Source organism: Streptomyces sp. NPDC057474 (assembly GCF_042802555.1).
Classification (GTDB): Bacteria; Actinomycetota; Actinomycetes; order Streptomycetales; family Streptomycetaceae; genus Streptomyces.
Genome location: NZ_JBHVDX010000082.1, coordinates 1 through 21,489, shown reverse-complemented (window position 1 = coordinate 21,489; position 21,489 = coordinate 1). Strand labels below are relative to the sequence as shown.

Annotated in this window: 20 protein-coding genes and 1 pseudogene; 8 read left to right on the top strand and 13 right to left on the bottom strand. The window is 68.7% G+C overall.

The window, feature by feature from the left end; translation table 11 throughout:
- The first annotated feature begins 17 nt into the window (after positions 1-17).
- The gene (locus ACFU53_RS23195) at positions 18-1,229 is read left to right on the top strand and encodes an acetate kinase (RefSeq protein WP_383995485.1); all 1,212 of its coding nucleotides are present in this window, start codon (positions 18-20) and stop codon (positions 1,227-1,229) included.
- Between the two features lie 172 nt (positions 1,230-1,401).
- Positions 1,402-2,832, top strand: coding sequence for a pyruvate kinase (gene pyk, locus ACFU53_RS23190; protein ID WP_383995482.1), 1,431 nt, complete (start codon positions 1,402-1,404; stop codon positions 2,830-2,832).
- A gap of 113 nt (positions 2,833-2,945) precedes the next feature.
- On the opposite strand, the gene ACFU53_RS23185 is transcribed toward pyk, so the two are convergent.
- The 4 genes from ACFU53_RS23185 to ACFU53_RS23170 form a co-directional block, all read right to left on the bottom strand.
- Positions 2,946-4,298 (bottom strand): hypothetical protein, encoded by a 1,353-nt coding sequence (locus ACFU53_RS23185; RefSeq protein ID WP_383995479.1) that lies wholly within the window; start codon positions 4,296-4,298, stop codon positions 2,946-2,948.
- The gene (locus tag ACFU53_RS23180; RefSeq protein ID WP_383995476.1) at positions 4,288-4,941 is read right to left on the bottom strand and encodes a DUF6114 domain-containing protein; all 654 of its coding nucleotides are present in this window, start codon (positions 4,939-4,941) and stop codon (positions 4,288-4,290) included. Before ACFU53_RS23180 ends, ACFU53_RS23185 begins: the two co-directional genes overlap by 11 nt.
- 165 nt (positions 4,942-5,106) lie before the next feature.
- A complete protein-coding gene (locus ACFU53_RS23175; protein ID WP_383995473.1) occupies positions 5,107-5,742 on the bottom strand; it encodes a DUF6230 family protein in 636 nt (211 codons plus the stop codon).
- Positions 5,743-6,432: 690 nt separating this feature from the next.
- On the bottom strand, positions 6,433-7,410 hold the full coding sequence (locus tag ACFU53_RS23170) for a tetratricopeptide repeat protein (protein ID WP_383995470.1): 978 nt from the start codon (positions 7,408-7,410) through the stop codon (positions 6,433-6,435).
- A gap of 191 nt (positions 7,411-7,601) precedes the next feature.
- Between ACFU53_RS23170 and ACFU53_RS23165 the strand changes: the two genes are divergently transcribed.
- Entirely contained in the window at positions 7,602-8,237 is a 636-nt protein-coding gene (locus ACFU53_RS23165; protein WP_383995467.1) for a TetR/AcrR family transcriptional regulator, read from the top strand.
- 172 nt (positions 8,238-8,409) lie between these two features.
- Here the strand turns inward: ACFU53_RS23165 and ACFU53_RS23160 are convergent, their stop codons facing one another.
- From ACFU53_RS23160 to ACFU53_RS23130, 7 genes are all read right to left on the bottom strand, one after another.
- Entirely contained in the window at positions 8,410-10,110 is a 1,701-nt protein-coding gene (locus ACFU53_RS23160) for a methylmalonyl-CoA mutase (protein WP_383995464.1), read from the bottom strand.
- 123 nt (positions 10,111-10,233) lie between these two features.
- Positions 10,234-10,572, bottom strand: a complete 339-nt coding sequence (locus ACFU53_RS23155) for a DUF3817 domain-containing protein (RefSeq protein ID WP_383995461.1) — start codon at positions 10,570-10,572, stop codon at positions 10,234-10,236.
- 57 nt (positions 10,573-10,629) lie between these two features.
- Entirely contained in the window at positions 10,630-11,139 is a 510-nt protein-coding gene (locus tag ACFU53_RS23150) for a MarR family winged helix-turn-helix transcriptional regulator (RefSeq protein ID WP_037695482.1), read from the bottom strand.
- Between the two features lie 254 nt (positions 11,140-11,393).
- Entirely contained in the window at positions 11,394-13,349 is a 1,956-nt protein-coding gene (locus ACFU53_RS23145) for a galactose oxidase-like domain-containing protein (protein WP_383995458.1), read from the bottom strand.
- Between the two features lie 3 nt (positions 13,350-13,352).
- Entirely contained in the window at positions 13,353-15,113 is a 1,761-nt protein-coding gene (locus tag ACFU53_RS23140; protein WP_383995455.1) for a glycosyltransferase family 2 protein, read from the bottom strand.
- Between the two features lie 298 nt (positions 15,114-15,411).
- The gene (locus tag ACFU53_RS23135) at positions 15,412-15,705 is read right to left on the bottom strand and encodes an MTH1187 family thiamine-binding protein (RefSeq protein ID WP_383995452.1); all 294 of its coding nucleotides are present in this window, start codon (positions 15,703-15,705) and stop codon (positions 15,412-15,414) included.
- Positions 15,702-16,061, bottom strand: a complete 360-nt coding sequence (locus tag ACFU53_RS23130) for a DUF3817 domain-containing protein (RefSeq protein ID WP_383995449.1) — start codon at positions 16,059-16,061, stop codon at positions 15,702-15,704. The genes ACFU53_RS23135 and ACFU53_RS23130 overlap by 4 nt, the downstream gene beginning before the upstream one ends.
- Positions 16,062-16,251: 190 nt before the next feature.
- Here ACFU53_RS23130 and ACFU53_RS23125 point away from each other — a divergent pair, with 190 nt between their 5' ends.
- From ACFU53_RS23125 to ACFU53_RS23110, 4 genes are all read left to right on the top strand, one after another.
- Entirely contained in the window at positions 16,252-16,884 is a 633-nt protein-coding gene (locus ACFU53_RS23125; RefSeq protein ID WP_383995533.1) for an AIM24 family protein, read from the top strand.
- A 1-nt stretch (position 16,885) separates the two neighbouring features.
- Positions 16,886-17,536, top strand: coding sequence for an AIM24 family protein (locus ACFU53_RS23120; protein WP_152171721.1), 651 nt, complete (start codon positions 16,886-16,888; stop codon positions 17,534-17,536).
- A gap of 2 nt (positions 17,537-17,538) precedes the next feature.
- A complete protein-coding gene (locus ACFU53_RS23115; RefSeq protein WP_383995530.1) occupies positions 17,539-18,336 on the top strand; it encodes an AIM24 family protein in 798 nt (265 codons plus the stop codon).
- 136 nt (positions 18,337-18,472) lie between these two features.
- On the top strand, positions 18,473-18,949 hold the full coding sequence (locus ACFU53_RS23110; RefSeq protein WP_383995444.1) for a MarR family winged helix-turn-helix transcriptional regulator: 477 nt from the start codon (positions 18,473-18,475) through the stop codon (positions 18,947-18,949).
- Between the two features lie 120 nt (positions 18,950-19,069).
- Here the strand turns inward: ACFU53_RS23110 and ACFU53_RS23105 are convergent, their stop codons facing one another.
- Both ACFU53_RS23105 and ACFU53_RS23100 read right to left on the bottom strand, forming a co-directional pair.
- Positions 19,070-20,497 (bottom strand): ATP-binding protein, encoded by a 1,428-nt coding sequence (locus tag ACFU53_RS23105; RefSeq protein WP_383995441.1) that lies wholly within the window; start codon positions 20,495-20,497, stop codon positions 19,070-19,072.
- A complete protein-coding gene (locus ACFU53_RS23100) occupies positions 20,494-21,162 on the bottom strand; it encodes a response regulator transcription factor (RefSeq protein WP_383995438.1) in 669 nt (222 codons plus the stop codon). Before ACFU53_RS23100 ends, ACFU53_RS23105 begins: the two co-directional genes overlap by 4 nt.
- A gap of 144 nt (positions 21,163-21,306) precedes the next feature.
- Here ACFU53_RS23100 and ACFU53_RS23095 point away from each other — a divergent pair.
- Positions 21,307-21,489: pseudogene (locus ACFU53_RS23095) on the top strand (peptidase propeptide and YpeB domain protein); the annotation flags it as partial.

Genomic DNA, 21,489 nt, shown 5'->3' with positions numbered 1-21,489 from the left:
TCGTCAGGAAGCCAACCGTGACCGCCACCCGCGTACTCGTCCTCAACTCCGGCTCCTCCTCGGTGAAGTACCAGTTGCTCGACATGCGCGACAGCAGCCGGCTGGCCGTGGGGCTGGTCGAGCGGATCGGTGAGGAGAGCTCCCGGCTGAAGCACACCCCGCTCACCGACGGGGGAGCCTCCCGCGAACGCACCGAGCCGATCGCCGACCACGAGGCCGCCCTGAAGGCCGTCGCCGCGGAGCTGGCCGCGGACGGACTCGGCCTCGACTCCCCCGAGCTGGCCGCCATCGGGCACCGGGTGGTGCACGGCGGGCAGAGCTTCACGCATCCGACCGTCGTCGACGACGCCGTGCTCGCCGAGATCGAGCGCCTGATCCCGGTGGCGCCGCTGCACAACCCGGCCAACCTGACCGGCATCCGCACGGCCCAGGCACTGCGGCCCGACCTTCCCCAGGTCGCCGTCTTCGACACCGCGTTCCACACGACGATGCCGGAGTCCGCCGCCCGCTACGCGATCGACGTGGAGACCGCCGACGCGCACCGCATCCGGCGCTACGGCTTCCACGGCACCTCGCACGCGTACGTCTCCCGGGCGACCGCCGAGCTGCTGGGCAAGGCACCCGAGGACGTCAACGTGATCGTGCTGCACCTCGGCAACGGGGCGTCCGCCTCGGCGGTCGAGGGCGGCCGGTGTGTGGACACCTCCATGGGGCTGACGCCTTTGGAGGGGCTCGTGATGGGTACGCGGTCCGGAGACATGGACCCGGCCGTCATCTTTCATTTGATGCGCGTTGGCGGAATGTCCACGGACGAGATCGACACTCTCCTCAACAAGAAGAGCGGTCTGATCGGGCTGTGCGGCGACAACGACATGCGGGAAATACGCCGACGAATCGACGAGGGCGACGAGCGGGCGAAGCTGGCCTTCGACATCTACATTCACCGTCTGAAGAAGTACATCGGCGCCTACTACGCGGTGCTCGGCCGGGTGGACGCGGTCGCGTTCACCGCGGGTGTCGGCGAGAACGCGGCGCCCGTGCGGGCGGCCGCCGTGGCGGGCCTGGAGGGGCTGGGCCTCGCGGTCGACGCCGAGCTGAACGCCGTACGGAGTGGTGAGCCGCGGCTGATCTCGCCGGCCGGCGCGCGGGTCGCGGTCGCGGTGGTGCCGACGGACGAGGAACTGGAGATCGCGGCCCAGACGTACGCCCTGGTCGGAAAGAACGCCTGAACCGTATATGAGCCACACATGAGCCACACATGAGCCTCGGAAAGAACAACTGAGCAAAGAACAGAACAGCTGAGCAATACACGCCGGTAACACGACTGAGCGCATAGCCGCCCATGTGCATATTCCACCTGACGGAATATTCCGTAGCGAAACAAACCGATAGGATCGTCCCATGCGCCGTTCGAAAATCGTCTGTACTCTCGGCCCCGCGGTCGACTCCCACGAGCAACTGGTCGCCCTCATCGAGGCCGGCATGAACGTGGCCCGTTTCAATTTCAGCCACGGCAGTCACGCCGAACACCAGGGTCGCTACGACCGGGTCCGGGCCGCTTCCGCCGAGACCGGCAAGGCCATCGGTGTCCTCGCCGACCTGCAGGGCCCGAAGATCCGCCTGGAGACCTTCGCCGAGGGTCCCGTGGAGCTGGTGCGCGGTGACGCGTTCACCATCACCGCCGAGGACGTGCCGGGCGACAAGCAGATCTGCGGTACGACGTACAAGGGGCTGCCCGGTGACGTCTCCCCCGGCGACCAGATCCTCATCAACGACGGCAACGTCGAGCTGAAGGTCATCGAGGTCGACGGCCCGCAGGTGCGGACCGAGGTCATCGAGGGCGGTGTCATCTCGGACCACAAGGGCATCAACCTGCCCGGCGCGGCCGTCAACGTGCCGGCGCTGTCCGAGAAGGACGTCGAGGACCTGCGGTTCGCGCTGCGGATGGGCTGCGACCTGGTGGCGCTGTCCTTCGTGCGGGACGCCGAGGACGTGCGGGACGTCCACAAGGTGATGGACGAGGTGGGCCGCCGGGTCCCCGTCATCGCCAAGGTGGAGAAGCCGCAGGCCGTCGAGAACATGGAGGACGTCGTGATGGCGTTCGACGGCGTGATGGTCGCCCGTGGCGACCTGGCCGTCGAGTACCCGCTCGAGAAGGTCCCCATGGTGCAGAAGCGGCTCATCGAGCTGTGCCGCCGCAACGCCAAGCCGGTGATCGTGGCGACCCAGATGATGGAGTCGATGATCACCAACTCCCGCCCCACACGCGCCGAGGCGTCCGACGTCGCCAACGCGATCCTGGACGGCGCGGACGCGGTCATGCTGTCGGCGGAGTCCAGCGTGGGCGCATACCCGCTGGAGACGGTCCGGACGATGTCGAAGATCGTCACCGCGGCCGAACAGGAGCTCCTCTCCAAGGGTCTGCAGCCGCTCGTGCCGGGCAAGAAGCCGCGTACGCAGGGTGGTTCGATCGCCCGTGCCGCCTGCGAGATCGCCGACTTCCTCGGCGGCCGGGCCCTGGTGGCCTTCACGCAGTCCGGCGACACCGCCCGCCGGCTGTCCCGCTACCGCGCGTCCCAGCCGATCGTCGCGTTCACCACGGACGAGTCCACCCGTAACCAGCTGGCGCTCAGCTGGGGTGTCGAGTCGCACGTCGTGCCGTTCGTGAACAGCACCGACGAGATGGTCGACCTGGTCGACCAGGAGATGGTCAAGCTCAAGCGCTTCCAGGAGGGCGACATCGCGGTCATCACCGCCGGCTCGCCCCCCGGTGTCCCGGGCACCACGAACATGGTCCGGGTGCACCACCTGGGCGGCGGCGCCCGCGACTGACGCGGCCGTAGAGGCGTAGGACAGCACCGAGGGCGCCCCCTGGAAACAGGGGGCGCCCTCGGTATGTGCGGCTCCCGGACGGGTCCTGTGAGTGCTCCGTGCAGACCGGCCGATCAGTCGGTCGTGTACTGGTGCAGCCCCGGCACGGTGAGTGTCCCGCCGAACTGGCCCGCCTGGACGACCGTCACCTTCGTGAAGTAGATCAGCGGGATGTTCAGCGGCGGCGGGTGCTTCGGGTCGAAGGTCACCGGGATCAGACCGAGCAGGTTGCCGGAGATGCTCTCGGTGTACATGACCGTCTGGCCGTCGCGGATCGTGGACGTCGTGCCCTTGCCGGCCTGCACGTGATAGGTCACGCCGGCCTGCTTGTCATCGACCGTCTGGTGGAGGTCGCCTATGTCGGTGCCGTCGGAGATGACGTACTTCAACACCTCCTTGACCGTGCCGTCGGCGGTCTTCACCTTGACGACGCCCTTGTAGTCGGCGCCCTTCAGCAGCAGCGAGCTGGCGTTCAGGTACCAGGGGTCGTCGGGCAGCGCCGGGATGCCCTTCTCGACGCCGCTCTCGTCGTCCTCGGCGACGAAGCAGTCGTCCAGGTCCGTGCTCTCGCTCGGAGACGGGCTCGGCGTCGCGGTGGCGTCGGCGGTGGTGTCCTCGTCCTCGGTGTCCTCGGCGGTCTCAGTGACGTCCTTAGCGGCGTCCTTGACCTTGTCCGTGACGTCGACGGTGTCCTGCGCGTCCTTGCCCGCGTCCGTACCCGAGTCCGTCTCCTCGTCCGTGCCGGAGGCGTCCTCCGAGGCCGAGGGCGACGGGGACGGGCTGGTGGACTCGGACGGCGTGGTGCTCTCCGTCTCCTCGTCGTCCGGCGTGAACACGTCCTCGAGCGCGCTGCCGATGTCCTCCAGGACGTTGCCGTCGCCCGTGCTCTCCGAGGCGGCGGCCGACGGCGTGGCCGTGGCGTCGGTGGCGGTCTTGTCGGCGGTGTCGGTCGACGTGGAGTCGTCCGCCGGGTCCGTGTCCTTGTCGTCGGAACCTGAATCCGACGAAGAGGAGTCGTCCGAGGACGTGTCGTCGGAGGCGGAGTCGTCCGAGGAGTCGTCGGAGGACGTGTCCTCGTCCTTCGGCTCGTCCGAGGAGTCGGCGCTCTCCGAGGCGGAGGCGGACGGCGTCGGGGTCGGCGAGGCGGACGTGTCCGTCCCCTCCTCGGCGGCCTCCAGGGCCTCCACGCAGTCCTTGTACTCGTCGGCCGTCAGACTCAACGTCGCGGGGTCCTCGGCCACGGCGAGGGTGGGCGTGAAGCCCATGCCCATGAGGACCGCCGTCGGCATAGCCGCCAGGGCTATCGCCTTGCCCGCCGGCATGTTCAGCCGGGTGAGAAGGGGCTTCTTGGGTGCCGCGTGCCGCGGTCCGGATCTCGCACGGGACTCTCCCACCGAAGTCCCGTGGGTCACCTCGTCAGCCGGCACTGTGCCTCCCGTTCGTCCCGTTCCTGGGGGTGGTACCTGACAGGTCGTCGCCCTCGCCGTTCGCCGTCCCGTTCACCGAACCCGCTCCCGCGGGTTCCGGGGCGTCGCCCTTGTGCAGGGGGACCGCACCTTGCTGTGCCGTGTGCTGAGAAGTCGTGTCCTGGGGAGCCGTGTCCTGAGCAGCCGCGTCCTGAGCAGCCCGGGTCTGTGCCGGGGTCCGGTAGGTGGACGGCACCGGCGCCTCGTCGTGACCGGGCGCCCAGGCGATGGCCAGCGCACCGCCGATCAGCGCGAGCAGGAATCCGAAGCCGAAGCCTCCGAGGTTGGAGACGGGGATGGACACGAGCGCCAGGAGGATCGCCGCCGTACCGGCGAAGGTGCGTACATGCCGCTGGAACCACAGGCTGACCCCGAGCACCACCAGCAGCACGCCGATGATGAGGGAGCCCGAGCCGCCCGTCGTCGCCATGGTGAGCGAGAGGTGGCCTATCTGCAGATTCGCGTACGGGAAGTACATGATCGGGAAGCCGCTGAGCAGTACCAACAGGCCCGCCCAGAAGGGACGACTGCCCCTCCAGTCGCTGAAGCGCCGCCGGAGGACGCGGAGATAATCTTCGTTCTGCCCCGTTGACTCGGCGCTCATGGACAACAGCTCCCTGGAACGGTGTTGCTGTGACAAGTTCACGTACGACACGTACGAAGCGCGCGCACGGAATTCACGTACGGAGTGCGCGTGCGCGGCGGAGCGCACGGCGAGAGGGACGGGCGGGCGAAGAAGCACAGGCCCCCTCACCCGCCCAGGGAGTGCCTAGTAGCACTCCACGGTGCCCTTGTGAAGCGACATCTTCAGATTGCTCAGCTTGAAGGTTCCGGCAGTGGTGGCCCACGCCGTCTGCTTCACATCGGTCAGCGTGGCCGAGTCGGCCTGCTGGGCGAACCCGTAGGGGTTGGCCTGCTCAGCGCCGCCCTTCATGCCCGGACCCTTTTTGGCGTCCTTGGCCGCCACACCGATGTCGATGCCGCGGAAGACAGCATCCGCCGAGAGGTCCTCGACGTCGATGTAGAGGTTCTCGGCCTCGACCTTCTTGCCACCCGTACCGGCGGTCAGCTTGAGGCTGACGCTACCGAGGAACGGGACGCCCGGGGTGACGACCGACTGGCACATGTTGGTGATCGTCGCGGACTTGAACGCCGAAACGGCGACGGGGTGAACCGTCTTCTCGCCCTTGAGGGTGTAGCCCTCGTCGAGCGCTCCGTACTGCGAGAAGCCCGTACCGTCGAGCTGGTCAGCCGTCACCTTGAACGACTGGCCCGACACGCTGAACGACGCCGCGAGAGCACCCTGAGCCAGGGCGACACCTATCGCTGCTGTAGCGGCGACGCTGGGCACCATGACCACAGCGAAGCGCTTCCATCTGGTCCCGCCACGCACCTGGGACTCCATATTTCCTCCTTCTCGGACGTACATCTCCTGGCACCGGCTCGCCCCTTGGCGGCGGCTCGGCCGGGCAGGGATGGGAGAAGTGCTACGTCCTCGGGAAGGAGAGCGCCCGCGCTCGGTGGCACAAAAGCGCCCGAATCACCGGCGATCACCCCCGAGCGACAACCACTGGTCGCGCCTGACACGCATCACGCACAACCTGCTGGACAGGCTCCGCCGTTGAGCGGAGACCCCCCTGCCCAAGAGCAGGCGCCACTGTCGCCCGCTCTACTCGGTGGGGACCCAGAAAACCGTTGACCCGACTGGTTGGCGGGGTACGGACAGGACCGAGCGTCGCCGATCGTGGTGCATTCTCGCCGCCCCCGCAAGGGGGGTCGTTACTGGCTAGTAACGGACGGATAACCGAACAACGACCCATCGGCATCGGCCAGCGACCCTGGGTGGCGTCGAGTGAGGCGACACATCGGTTGACAGTTGGACAGAGTCCGACAGATCGACGACTTTCTCTTACTGCCAGTAACAGCGGCCGCGTTTACCAAGATTTGGTAAAGCGCGGCCGCGGTGTCGCTGTGTCGCCAAATCTCTCACTCGCGCAACATGCGTCCCGGTACTCCGGGACCGGGCGGTCCCGGAAGTTCCGAGCCCTCACCCGCCACAGCCGACGCTCAGCCGAGGCAATGGTTCACGGGCGGGTCAGAACAGCGCTCGCGCCAGCGCCCGCCGCGCCGCGGCCACCCGCGGATCGTCGCCGCCGACCACCTCGAAGAGCTCCAGCAGACGCAGCCGTACGGCGTCCCGGTCGTCCCCCGCCGTGCGCCGCACCGTGTCGATGAGTCGACCGAACGCGTCCTCCACATGTCCGCCGACGAGGTCGAGGTCCGCCGCCGCGATCTGCGCCTGCGAGTCGCCCGGGTTCTCGGCGGCCGCCTTGCGCACGTCCTGCGGGTCGGCCCCCTGCACACGCTGCAGCAACTCGGCCTGCGCGAGGCCCAGTTTGGCCTCGATGTTGCCCGGGTCATCGCTCAGCACGTTCTTGTACGCCTGCACCGCACCGCCGAAGTCGCCCGCGTCCAGGGCGTGTACGGCGGCTTCGAGCAGGTGGTCGTACGGGCCCACCGGGATCTGCGGGGCCGCCTCGACGGGGGCGCCGGACTCGGCGTCCGGGTCCACCACGAGGCCGGTGAGCCCGAAGCGCTCCTCGGCGACCTGCACGAGCTGGTCGAGGGTCGAGCGGATCTGCTGCTCGGGGGCGGCCCCCTGGAAGAGGGGCAGCGCCTGCCCGGCGACAACGGCGAAAACAGCCGGAATCCCCTGGATCCCGAACTGCTGCATCAACATCTGGTTGGCGTCGACATCGATCTTGGCGAGGACGAACTTGCCGTTGTACTCGACGGCGAGCCGCTCCAGCACCGGGCTGAGCTGCTTGCAGGGCTGGCACCACTCGGCCCAGAAGTCGATGACGACGGGCACTTCGGTGGACCGCTGCAGGACCTCGCTCTCGAACCCGGCCTCATCGACATCGATGACCAGGTCCGCCGGGGAGACCGCTCCTCCCCCGCCCTGCCGGGCAGTTTCGGCGCGCGCCTGCTCCGCCTTCGACTTGGCCTCCTGGGCCGCCTTCACCGCGGCGAGGTCGACGACTCCGCTCATGGACATGTTCCGTGGCTGCATGAGTACATCCTCCCCCTTCCGAGCACGCACGTGAAAAACGTCCCGAGAGCCAGGCATCCACCCCAGGCTTTCGCTACGAGTCGTAGCGTAACCGCCCCGGGCGGCTCTCTGTACCCCTCACTACCCACTCCCCGGTGATCTGCCTCACGACGCCACCGAGGACTTCGGGAACGGCCGGATATGGTCGGCGGATGCAGAGCCGCATCCCCGCCTCCCGCGCCACGGGTGGCCGCCCGCGCAGCGCCGCCACGGACGCCGCGATCCTGGCGGCGACCCGGGAGGCGCTGGTCGACCTCGGCTGGTCGAAGCTGACACTGGGCGACGTGGCCACGCGGGCCGGCGTCGCGAAAACGACCCTCTACCGCCGCTGGGCGGGCAAGAACGAACTCGTCGTGGACGCGGTGGCGGAACTCTTCGACGCACTCCGTCTCCCCGACCGGGGCAGCCTGGCGGCCGACATCGAAGGCGTGGTGCTCCAGTTCGCCGCGATCCTGGCCCGCCCGGAGGCCAAGAGCGGCCTCATGGCGGTCATCGCCGAGTCGACCCGTGACGACGCCCTCCGGGAACGTATCCGCGCGTCCATCGTCGACCGCCAGAAACGCCTCGTCCTGGAGGGCCGCGCCCGCGCCCTGACCCGCGGCGAACTCCCCCCGGAGCCCGACCCCACCACCGCCTCCCGCACCGTCGACCTCATCTTCGACGTCGTGGCCGGCGCGGTGGTCCACCGCACGTTGGTGAGCGCGGAGCCGGCGGACGAGGAGTGGGCACGGGACTTCACGAGCCTGCTGCTACTCGGCTTGCGGTGGCAGGCGAAGCCGCCCCCATAAGGGGCGCGGGGAACTGCACGAACGGGGTCCGGGGCAGAGCCCCGAGTCTTTGACGGGGGCTTTGGCGGGGGCTTTGGCGGGGATCGAAGGGGTGCAGCCCCTGGGGATGGGACAGGTAGGGACGGCGGGGGCGAAATCCCCGCGCCGCCGCGGGGGGGGGGGGCAACGGCACCTAGAACCCCGCCGGTTCCGTATACACCCCCCACTCCTCCCGCAGCACCCCACAGATCTCCCCCAACGTCCCCTCGGCCCGCACCGCGTCAAGCATCGGCCCGATCATGTTGGACCCGTCCCGCGCGGCAGCGAGCATCGCGTCGAGGGCGGCGCTGACGGAGGCGTCGTCCCGATCCGCCTTCCTCCCTCCCAGCGCCCGAACCTGCTCCCGCTCCACCTCATGACTGACCCGCAGAATCTCCAGATCCCCGGTCACGGACCCATGGTGGACGTTGACACCGACGACCCGCTTCTCCCCCTTCTCCAGGGCCTGCTGGTACCGGAAGGCCGACTCCGCGATCTCCCCGGTGAACCACCCGTCCTCGATCCCCCGCAGAATCCCGGACGTGATCGGCCCGATGGGGTGCTGCCCATCGGGATGCGCCCGCAGCCCCCGCTCCTTGATCTGATCGAAGATCCTCTCCGCGTCGGCCTCGATCCGATCCGTCAACTGCTCGACGTACCACGAACCACCCAGCGGATCGGCCACGTTGGCGACCCCGGTCTCCTCCATGAGCACCTGCTGGGTCCTGAGCGCGATCTCCGCGGCCTGCTCGCTCGGGAGAGCCAGCGTCTCGTCGAGGGCGTTGGTGTGCAGGGAGTTGGTCCCGCCGAGAACCGCCGACAGCGCCTCCACCGCCGTACGCACCACGTTGTTGTACGGCTGCTGCGCGGTCAGCGAGACCCCGGCGGTCTGTGTGTGGAACCGCAGCCACTGCGCCTTGTCGGTCCGCGCCCCGTACACATCGCGCATCCACCGCGCCCAGATCCTCCTGGCCGCACGGAACTTGGCGATCTCCTCGAAGAAATCGAGATGCGCGTCGAAGAAGAAGGACAGCCCGGGCGCGAACACATCCGGATCCAGCCCCCGGCTGAGCCCCAGCTCCACGTACCCGAACCCGTCCGCGAGCGTGTACGCCAGCTCCTGCGCGGCGGTGGCCCCGGCCTCGCGGATGTGGTACCCGGAGACGGACAACGGCTTATAGGCAGGAATCTCGGCGGCGCAGTGCTCCATGAGGTCACCGATGAGGCGGAGATGCGGTTCGGGCTGGAAGAGCCACTCCTTCTGCGCGATGTACTCCTTGAAGATGTCGGTCTGGAGCGTCCCGTTGAGCACGCCCGGATCGACGCCCTGCCGCTCGGCGGCGACGAGATACATGCAGAAAACGGGAACAGCGGGCCCACTGATCGTCATGGACGTGGTGACATCGCCCAGCGGAATGCCCTGGAACAGCACCTCCATGTCGGCGGCGGAGTCGATGGCGACCCCACAGTGCCCGACCTCACCGAGCGACCGCGGATCGTCGGAGTCCCGCCCCATCAGAGTCGGCATGTCAAAAGCGACGGACAATCCCCCGCCCCCATTGGCGAGGATCATCTTGTACCGCTCGTTCGTCTGCTCCGCGTTCCCGAACCCCGCGAACTGCCGGATCGTCCACGTCCGCCCCCGGTACCCCGTCGGATACAGCCCCCGCGTGAACGGATACTCCCCCGGCCACCCGATCCGCTCGAACCCCTCGTACGCGTCCCCCGCCCGGGGCCCGTACACAGGCTCCACCGCATCCCCGGAAAGGGTCGTAAAGTCCCCCTCCCGCTTCCGCGCGGAGTCATAACGATCCTGCCAGCGTCGGCGTCCCTCTTCGATGGCGTCAGCGTCCATGACCCCAATTTACTAGGATGCCCTAGTAAATGCCGACGGCAGACCGCCGTACGCGCACCCGTACGGCGGTAGGAGTCAGGCGGTGGGGTGAGGCGACACAGGTCAGCCGGTGCGGCTAAGCACTCACGCCTTGGCAACCGCGGGAGAACCGTCCGAGATCTTGGTCTCGACCTCGCGGGAGATCTGGCGCTCCACGAAGAAGGCAGCCGTGGGAATCGTGCCCGCGAGGAGCACCCACAACTGCTTGCGCACCGGCCACTTCGCCTTGGAGCCGAGATCGAAGGCGAAGACCAGGTACAGCACGTACAGCCAGCCGTGCGCGATACCGACGACCTGCGTAAAGCTGTCCGCGCCGTCCAGCTCGAGCAGGTACTTGGCGATCACGCCGAGGGTCAGCAGGACCAGCAGCACACCGGTGACGTAGGCCAGGACGCGATAGCGGGTCAGCACGCTCTTTTTCATGCGTATGAGCGTAACCACCGGTTTCGAACGATCTTCGAGCGCCCCTCGGCGGCCGGCTCAGCTCTCCTCGAAGTCCCCCGCAGCCACCCGCAGCGGTCGGAGCATCGCGAAGATTTCGGCGCATTCCTCGGCGTCGTAGGCGCCGAGGCCGAAGTCCATGGACATGAGGTCGCGGGTGGCGGCGTCGCAGACCTCGCGGCCCTTGTCGGTGATGGAGGCGAGGGTGCCGCGGCCGTCGTTGGGGTTGGGGCGTTTGTCGACGAGGCCGGACTTCACCAGACGGTCGACGGTGTTGGTGACGGACGTGGGATGCACCATGAGCCGCTCGCCGATCTTGGACATCGGCAGCTCGCCCTTCTGGGAGAAGGTGAGCAGCACGAGAGCCTCATAGCGCGCGAACGTCAGCCCGTACGGCTTGACCACCGCGTCGACCTCCGCCAGCAGGATCTGCTGGGCGCGCATGATCGATGTGATCGCGGCCATGGACGGGACGTTTCCCCAGCGCTGCTTCCAGTGCTCGTCGGCGCGCGAGATGGGGTCGAAGGAGAGGCTGAGCGGCTTCGGCACGGCATCGACCTTACCGGCCGGTCACATACTGGTCAGCCCCGTCTCGCCTTTCGGTCAGCCCACGGAGCCCGCACCACACCCTCCGACCGGTGTCGCAGCCGAGCCGCCTTCCCGCCGCACGGAACGATTGCGAGGAGTGCCGGGGCGGGCCGGTGGCGGGACAGGCATGGCCGGACTACGCGCGGGGGCCGGGGCGCGCAACTCCAAGGCGCAAGGGCGGCCACCCGCCCACCACGTCACCTGCGTCACCCGCGTCACTTGATCTGGATCCACTTCGCCTCCGACGGCGTCCCCTCCCCGTCCGTCACGAAGAGCATGTACCAGCCGGGCGGGACGAGGGTCCGGTCCGCCGGTACGTCGACGGTGACCGAGTCGCGGGTCCTCGTCACCTCCAGGGCGATGGACCGCTGTTCGACGTCCGTGCTGTGGGTGACGGCGCTGGGCCGCATCAGACGGGCGTCGGCGACACGTTCGGGGTGGGTGGTGGCGAAGGTGGCGCGGCCCTTGGCGTCGACCTCCTGGGGTCCGTCGCCGAGGACGGGGCGCTTCTTGCCGTACTTGTGGAGGAGGGGCGGTGTGTAGATCTCCATGCGCTGCTCGAAGTGGCCCAGTTTGGTGTTCTGCTGGTCGTCGAAGAGCGGGTCGGAGCCGAAGCTGGCGACGCGGCCGTCGGGCAGCAGCAGAGCCTCGGAGTGGTAGTTGCGGCCGACCTTGGGGGCGGCGGCCCCCCGGAAGGAGTTGGACTTCGGGTCGTAGAACTGCGCCTTGAGGATGTTGCTGGCGCCGCGCCCCCGGTAGTCGCCGGAACCGTTGGAGGTGAAGACGGTGTCGTCGGGCATGAGCACGCTGTTCAGATAGCGGGTGCCCTGGGGGAGATCGGGGCCGTCCTCGAAGGCCGGGTTCTCCTTCTTGAGGTCGATGACCGCGGTGCGCGAGGTCGCCTTCCTGGACTCGCCGACGCCTCCGCCGCCGAGGATCATCACCTTCTGGTCCTGGGCGGGCGGCAGCAGTACGGCCGCCGAGGTCTCCGTCCGGTCGCGGTCGGTCAGGCCCGGCACCTTCTCGAACTTGTTGGTCCGCAGGTCCCACAGACCGGGTTCACGGCCGAGGTCGTCGGGCCCGTAGCCGGCGTTCGAGGCAGGGTAGAAGAGTTTGCCGCCCTTGGTGAGGAAGAGGGCGGGGTAGGTGGGGAAGTACCGCTTCGGCCCGGGCTTCCACTTCTTCTTCCCCGGGTCGTAGATCTCGTTGTCACCGGGGTCGACGACCCCCACATCGTCGAGGCCGGAGACGGCGAGCACCCGCCCGTCCTCCAGTCCCACGAGCGTCGGGTACCAGCGGGCCTTCTCCATCGGGGCGACCGGCACATACTTCTCGGCCTTCGGGTCGAACTCGTACGCCGCCCTGATCCCCTGGAAGTCCTGCTTGTCGAGGGTGATCTTCTCGGAGAGGCCGTACGTGTTCTCGGCGTCCTCGCCCTTGAGCCCGAGGATCTCGTACTGGGCCGGCCGGGGCATGACGGACTCCGCGCCCTTGTCGACGGCCTCGACGAAGACGCGGGCCTCGCTCGCGGTGACCTCGGTCTTCCAGGGCTGCATCACACCGTCGGCGTCGTAGGTGATGTCGAAGCCGCGCTTCGCCTTGGGGACGGTGACGTCGAAGCGGCTGACGTACTCGACGCCGGAGGGTGAGCGGAAGCGGGTCCCCTTCTTCAGGACCACCGCCCTGTCGGGGTTCTCGTTCTTGACCCGCATGCCGCCGCCGGCGCGCTCGACCTCGCCCTCCAGCAGCTCGTAGCGGGCGGTGCCGCCGGCCACCAGGAGCCTGCCGTCGGGGAGTTGGGCATGTCCGGCGCAGAAGAAGTCGACGGGGGTGGGGATCTTCTTGTAGGTGTTCCGCACCGGGTCCCACAGGACGGTGTCGAAGGACCCCTTGTCGAACTTCTTCTGCTCGTTGCCCGACCCGGCGACGATCAGCACCTTCCCTGTGTGCAGCAGGGCCGCGTGGATGGCGTTCGTGCGGAACCGCTTCGGGATGTCGACCTGCGTCCACGAGCCGTACTGGGCCTGGTAGCCGGGCTGGGCGATCTTCCACGCGTAGTACCGCTCCTGCGCGAACCCGACGGCGGCCGGGGCGTTGAGACCGGCGAGCAGCGCGACGGCGCCGAACCCGAGCAGGTACTTCTTGGTCTTCCCCGAGAGCTGGCGGGCCATGGACTAGTTGCCTCCTGTCGTGGTGCCGGAGACGGAGGGGGCGGGCGCGGGGGCGGGCGCGGGGGCGGGCGGGGTGGCGGGCGCGGGTTCCTTGCCGTCGGCGATCCGGGTGACGGCCCATATGCCGACAGGCGCGAGCGAGATCGCCATGGCGAGGACGGCCCAGGTGCGCATGGCCACATGGGTGTGGCCGAGGACGAACGACGCGGTCAGCGACGACGCGAGCACGGCCGCCCAGAACAGATGGATCCGGAAGGTCAGCAGCCGGTCGGCACTCGCGTCACCGCCCTTCGGCGTGACGACGAAACGGCAGGGCAGCCGGAACACGGCGGCGCCCAGGGACTTCAGATAGATGGGCGCGGAGAGCGCCGACATCGCCATCCCGGCGAGCCCGCCCGACCCCTGCGGTTCGTGCGGCGAGACGTTGTGCCTGCGGTTCCACAGATACAGCCCCACCTGGAGGGCGGCCGCGTCGCTGTAGAGCATCAGCCAGACGGAGGCGGTGACCTGGGTACCGGACGCCCCGAACCACAGGAACAGCACACAACTGACGATGCCCAGCAGCCAGTTGAGGGCCGTCATCGGGTAGTAGACGAGCATCAGCGTGTACGAGAAGAGGCGCCCCCAGGGCATCGTGAAGGGCGCTTTCCAGTACTGCTTGAACAGCGTCTCGTACGTGCCGCGCGACCAGCGCATCTGCTGAGCGAAGAAGTCCGTCCAGGACGCCGGCCCCTCCCCCACCGCGAGCACATCGGGCGTGTACACGGACCGCCAGTGCCCGCGCGTCCTCGGATTCCGGTGCCGGTGCAGTTCGAAGCCCGTGGCCATGTCCTCGGTGATGGAGTCGTACAGCCCGCCGATCTGCTTCAGGGCCGCGACGCGTACGACGTTGTTGGTGCCGACGAACATGGGGGCGCGGTAGCGGTTGCCGGCGCGCTGGATGAGGGCGTGGAAGAGGAACTGCTGGGATTCGGCCGCCTTGGTGACCGGGGTGACGTAGTTCCCGTACACCTGCGGTCCGACGACGAAGGCGACGTCCGGGTCGCGGAAATACCCCAGCATCCGCTCCAGGAAGTCGGGGAGCGGCACGTGATCGGTGTCGACGGAGCCGAAGAACTCGTACGCGTCGCCGTGCTGGGCGATCCACGCGTTGTAGTTGCCGTGTTTGGTACGGGCTTTGTGAGCGCCCTTCGGCCGGTTCCACTCGGGGACGCCGTTGCGGGTGAAGTGCCGGACGCCGAGTTCCTCGCAGAGGGCCCTGGCCTGGTCGTCGTCGCCCTCGTCGAGGAGCCAGACGTCGAGGTGGCCGGTGTGCCGGAGCCGGGTGGCGCCCTCCAGGGTGGCCCGGACCATGGCGAGGGGTTCCTTGCCCGGGACGTATGTGGTGAGGAAGGCGACGCGGGTGCCGGGTTCGGGGACGACCGGTACGGGATCGCACGCGACCATCGTCGCGTGCGCGATCGACACCACGTTGACGACCATGAACAGCTCGATGAGCCCGATGGCGGTCAGCATCGTGATGTCGAGCCCCACGAGCCACCTGTCCTCGCCCTCACGCTCCACCCAGTGGGTGGGCCAGACCAGATAGACGAGCAGGGCGCCGGTCAGCAGCGGCGCCAGCGTCATCAGCAGCACGGCCCGTATTCGATGCGGCTCTTTCGAGAGGAGCTTGCGGTACTGCACCCGGTACGCCGTTACTGCCGCCTCCGTGAGCGGCCCGGCGAGTCTGCTGTGGCTGTCGTAGTCGTATCCCTCCGGCCGCACGGCGCCCTCCAGTGCCCGATCGAACGAGTCGATACACACACGAAAGGCCTGATCGAGTGGTGAGTCCAACTAAATTGGGCTGAACGGGTTGCGTGCCTGACCGCTCGGGAAGCTGCGGGTGCGTGGGCGAATGCGGGTGCGTGGGGCCGTTCGCGCAGTCCCCGCAGCCCCTGAGAAGCAGGGGCTGCGCCCCGTGCAGCCCCCGCCACCCGCAGCCGACAACAGCGCGGCACGAGAAAACCCCGGCCCACAAGGACCGGGGTTTCGGCGGAACGGCGGTACGCAGCGGGGCGGCGGCCTACGCGGACAGGTGGCGCTCCACCCTCTCCACCTTCGACGTGAGGCCGTCGGTGACGCCGGGCCGGATGTCGGCCTTGAGGACGAGGGAGACGCGGGGTGCGCGCTCCTCGACGGCGGCGACCGCTCGCCGTACGACGTCCATCACCTCGTCCCACTCGCCTTCGATCGAGGTGAACATGGCGTCGGTCCGGTTCGGCAGGCCCGATGCGCGGACGACCCGTACGGCGTCGGCGACGTACTCCCCCACGTCCTCACCGACGCCGAGCGGGGTCACGGAGAAGGCGACGATCACGCTTTCACGGCCCCTTCGTCCTCGTTGCGGGCGCGGGAGGCGAACGCCGCGCCGACCGCGTTCTCGGCCTCGCGGCGGAGCTTGCGGTCGGCGAAGAACCCGCCGGTGGGCAGGACGGAAAGGGCGAAGTAGAGCGCGGCGGTCTTCAGGGACCACTTCGCGCGGTTCCAGGCGTCGGCCCAGAAGACCAGGTACAGGAGGAAGAGGATGGCGTGGACCCAGCCCATCACCGGCACCGCGTTGAACTCCGTGGTGCGCTTGAGCACGGAGCAGACGAGCAGCAGCAGGAAGGAAACGGCCTCGGGGGCGGAGACGAGGCGCAGGCGGCGGAGGGCGGAGGCGGTCTTTATATCCACGGGTCACCTCGGTGGAGTTGGCGGGGCGAGTCCTCGCGCCGCTGGTCGATCTTTGTGAACGGAAGCACAAGCACCGCCCATTCTGGCATCCGTCAACCTCCTGATGGCCCTAGGGGTCCCTTCGGGGTCGAGATCCCCCTCTGGGACCTGTCCTGTCCGGGCATCGACCGGTTACCGTCACCACGTGGCAATGTTCCGACTTCAAGGCAGCAAAGTGCTGGCCGTCGACATGACCGGGGACGCCGTGAAGGCGAAGAACGGCTCGATGGTCGCGTACGACGGTCAGATGTCGTTCAAGAAGCTGAGCGGCGGCGGTGAGGGCCTGCGCGGGATGGTGACGCGGCGCCTCACGGGCGAACAGATGACGTTGATGGAGGTGACGGGGCAAGGAACCTGCTGGTTCGCGGACCGGGCCTCCGAGATCAACCTCGTGGGTCTTCAGGGGGACAAACTGTACGTGGAGTCGAGCAATCTGCTCGCGACGGACTCCGGGCTGCGTACGGGCACGAGCTTCACGGGGCTGCGCGGCGCCTCGCAGGGCAACGGCCTGTTCACCACGACCATCGAGGGCCACGGCCAGGCGGCGATCATGTCCGACGGTCCGGCGGTGGTGCTGCGGGTGAGCCGCCAGTACCCGCTGACGGTGGACCCGGGGGCGTACATCGCGCACCAGGGCGACCTCCAGCAGTCCTTCCAGTCCGGTGTGACATTCCGCACGTTCATGGGCGAGGGCGGCGGCGAGGCCTTCCAGATCCGCTTCGAGGGCGACGGGCTCGTCTACGTCCAGCCCAGCGAGCGCAACACGGTGGCGGGAGACGTGTGACATGGCCTTCCGTGAGATCAACTCGAAGATGATCGAGGCGACCGTGATGCCGGGCCAGCGGCTGTTCAGCCAGCGCGGCGCGATGCTCGCCTACAAGGGCGAGGTGTCCTTCACCCCCAACACGCAGGGCGGCCAGGGCGGTATCGCGTCGATGATCGGCCGCCGTGTGGCGGGCGAGGCGACCCCGCTGATGACCGTCGAGGGCAGCGGCACGGTCCTGTTCGGGCACGGTGGTCACCACATCCAGGTGATCAACCTGACCGGCGAGACGCTCTACGTCGAGGCCGACCGCCTGCTGGCCTTCGACGGCACCCTCCAGCAGGGCACGATGTTCATGGGTTCGCAGGGCGGCGTCATGGGCATGGTCCGGGGCCAGGTGACGGGCCAGGGCCTGTTCACCACCACCCTCAAGGGGCACGGGGCGGTCGCGGTCATGGCGCACGGCGGGGTCATCGAGGTCCCGATCACCCCCCAGCGCCCGGTCCACGTGGACCCGCAGGCGTACGTGGCGCACCACGGCGACGTACGCAACAAGCTGTCCACCGCGCTCGGCTGGCGCGACATGGTGGGCCGGGGCTCCGGCGAGGCGTTCCAGCTGGAGCTGAGCGGCAGTGGTGCGGTGTACGTCCAGGCCTCGGAGGAGAAGCTGTGAGCATGTACGGGGCTCCGGGCGCCGGCCCGACCGTCCACGACCCGATGACGCTGCCGTCCGACGACAACGTCAACAACTACACCTTCTGCGTGGAGCTCAAGGGGAGCCAGTGGTTCCTGCAGAAGGGCAAGATGATCGCCTACTACGGCCAGATGGACTTCAACGGCGTCGGACACGGCCGACTGGACCGTCTCGTCCGTTCGTCGTTCCATTCGCCTCTGCACGCGAGCGACTGGGTCGTGGCCGAGGGCTCCGGCAAGATGCTCCTCGCCGACCGGGCCTTCGACGTCAATTCGTACGACCTCGAAGAGGGCAACCTGACCATTCGCTCGGGCAATCTCCTCGCTTTTCAGCCAAGTCTCGCGCTGAAGCAGTCCATCGTTCCGGGCTTCCTGACCCTGATCGGAACGGGCAAGTTCGTGGCGGCCTCCAACGGCCCGGTGGTGTTCATGGAACCCCCCATCCGGGTCGACCCGCAGGCTCTGGTCGGGTGGGCCGACTGCCCCTCGCCGTGCCACCACTACGACCACGGGTACATGACAGGCCTCATGGGCGGCCTACGTGCGATGACGGGCCTGGGCGGCGCCTCGGGCGAGGAGCACCAGTTCGAGTTCGTCGGGGCGGGCACGGTCCTGCTCCAGTCCTCCGAGACCCTCATGGCCGAGCAGGCCACGGGTGCGGTCCCGCACGAGCCGGGCGTGCCCGGCGGCGGTGGGGCACCCGGTCACCACGGACAGCCGGCGGGCGCACCGCGCCTTCCCGGACAGCTGGGGGACCTCCAGCGTCGCTTCGGGCTGTGAGCGGTAGTCTGCGGAGTGTGACATCGAACGTGTGCGCGTTGTCATGCTCCAACCCGTAACACCCGACCTGTCCGTACGACCGGCATCGCCGAACCCTCACTAGTTCGCCTTTCAACATTTTAGGTAGACTTCATTCATGGAGACCGAAACGGCCACGCGCTGGCTGACCGATGCGGAGCAGTGCGCCTGGCGCACCCATCTGGACGTCAACAGGCTGCTGACGCACCAGCTCGAAAGGGACCTGCAGCCGTTCGGCCTGACAATGAACGACTACGAGATCCTGGTGAACCTCTCCGAGTCGGAGGGCCGGCGGATGCGGATGAGCGACCTCGCCGCCGCCACCCTCCAGTCGAAGAGCCGCCTCTCGCACCAGGTCACCCGCATGGAGAACGCGGACCTGGTGCGCCGTGAGAACTGCGAGTCCGACCGGCGCGGGCTGTTCGCCGTGCTGACGGAGCACGGCATGGAGACGATGCAGCGGGTCGCGCCGCATCATGTCGCCTCCGTGCGGCGGCACTTCATCGATCTGCTGCCGGAGGAGGCGCTGGAGGAGCTGCACAAGTCGCTGGCGCCGATCGCGGAACACCTCCGGAGCCACCGCGGTAAGCCGTAACCCTCGGTCGGGGTGAGCCGGGAGACTGCCGGTCGAGTGTCGGCTGCGGGTACGTCGTGGCTGGTCGCGCAGTTCCCCGGGCCCCCTTTGTCGGGCGGGGGATTCAGGGCGCCCCTGGGCCTACCGGGGTAGCCGTAGCTCGAACAGTGCGCCTCCGCCGAGGGCATCGTCGACCGTCAGGGTGCCCCCATGGCGAGTGGCGATGTCTCTGGCGATGGCGAGGCCCAAGCCCGCGCCGCCGTCGTCCCTCGCCCGGGACTCGTCGAGGCGGACGAAGCGTTCGAAGATGCGTTCGCGGTCGGCACGGGGGACGCCGGAGCCGTCGTCGGTCACCTGGAGGATCGCCCGGTCGGGGGTGATACGCAGGGTGACGGCGACCTGGTCCCGGGCGTGCCGGCGGGCGTTGTCCAGGAGGTTGCCGAGGACGCGGCAGATCTGGTTGCGCGAGCCGCGCAGCTCCACGGAGTCGACGCTGTCCAGGGTCACGCCGTCCCGGGACGCCACCTCGTCCCGTACGACCTTCGCCAGGTCGAAGCGCGCGTCCGGCGGCGGCCGCTCCCCCGCGTCCAGGCGGGCGAGCAGCAGCAGGTCGCCGGCGAGGCCCTGCAGTCGTACGGTGTCCTCGACCGCCCCCTCCAGGTCCAGCAACTCCGGGTGCGCCGCGCCCACTTCGAGCTGGGTGCGCAGGGAAGCGATCGGGCTGCGCAGCTCGTGCGAGGCGTCCGCGACGAACGCGCGCTGCCGCTCCACCGAGGTCTCCAGCACGGCCAGCGTCTCGTTCGTCGTACGCGCCAGGCGGGCGATCTCGTCGTGCGTGTCCGGCTCGGGGACGCGACGGGAGAGGTCCTCGGAGGCCGTGATCGCCGCCATCTCGGAACGGATGCCCTCGACGGGGCGCAGGGCCCGGCCGGTGACGACATAGGTGGCTCCGCCGACGGTGAGGAGCAGCAGGGGGAAGCCGATGAGCATGGTGGTGAGTGCGGTGCTGACGGCGTCCTGTTCGACGGAGAGCGGGGAGCCCGCGTAGACGGTCAGCGGGACACCGCCCTTCGAGACCAGCGGAAGCTCGGCGAAACGGTAGTCACCGGTTTCGCCGTCGACCGTCGCGCTGCCCTGGCTGATGCTCACGTCATCGGCGACCTGACCGGCGGTGAGCGCGCTGTCCGCCTCCGCCTCCGCCTCGTCGTCGTCGGCGTCGTCCTCGACGGTCGCCGGGCTCGCGCTCACGCTCGGCCGGCCACGGACGTCGGCCGTGGCACTCATCGCCTCCACGTCCTCGCCGGCCGCGACCATCTCGCCCCGCTGGTCCAGAACCTGGACGGGGCTGTCGTCCCCGTCGTCCAGGTCCAGGTCCGCGTACGCGACCCCCTGGGCCAGTTTCGTGGCGACCGTGCGGGCCTCCGACTCGGCCTGGGTGGTCGCCTGCCCGATCAGGCTGGACCGCAGCGACAGCAGCACGGCCGCGCCCGCCGCGACCAGGGCGACGGCGACGACCAACGTCGCGGCGAAGGTCGCGCGGGCCCGGACCGAGCCGAAGAAGCGCTTCACGGCCGGGCCTCCAGGCGGTAACCGGCGCCGCGTACGGTCGTGATGAGCTGGGCGCCGAGTTTGCGGCGGAGGGTGCTGATGTAGACCTCGACGATGTTGGGGTCGCCGTCGTAGGCGAAGTCCCAGACGTGTTCGAGGATGTCGGCCTTGGAGACGACCTCGCCGGCGCGCACGACGAGCTGTTCCAGGACCGAGAACTCCTTGGTGGTGAGGGAGACTTCGGCCTCGGTGAGGAAGACGCGGCGGGCGGCGGTGTCGAGCTTCAGGTCGCCGACGACGTGCACGGGCGAGGCGCCGCCGGCCGGGCCGCGCCGCCGGAGCAGGGCCTTCACACGGGCGACGAGGACGACGTACGAGAACGGCTTGGTCAGGTAGTCGTCGGCGCCCGTGTCGAGGCCCTCGGCCTCGTCGTACTCGCCGTCCTTGGCGGTGAGCATCAGGATCGGCACGTCGTGCCCCGCGGCGCGCAGGGCGGCGCACACGCGGTAGCCGTTCATACCGGGCAGCATGATGTCGAGGATCACGAGGTCGTACGAGCCCTCGCTCGCCCGGTGCAGGCCATCGATCCCGTCGTGGACGACGTCCACGGCGTATCCCTCGGCCGTCAGCCCCTTGGCCAGCGACACCGCGAGCCGCTTCTCATCTTCCACGATCAACAGGCGCATGCGCCCAGCTTGGCAAACGGAACCTGAAGACGGCTTCAGGGGGCTTCAGGTCGGCTTCAGAGTCGGTCGGGCAGATTGGTTCCCGTCGAAAGCACACGGCAGCCAACAAGCCGGTCGCAACCACTCGTTATCGGGAGGAACCCCATGAAGCGCAACATCGTCATCGCCACCGTCGCGGCCGCGGCCCTGATCGGCGGCGGCACCGCGACCGCCGTCGCGGTCTCGGGCGACGACGAGGCGCCCGTGAAGCGGTCGAGCGTGCAGGTGTCGGACGACGACAGGAACGATGTCGCGGACGAGGCGGCGGACGACGCCGACGACGAGAAC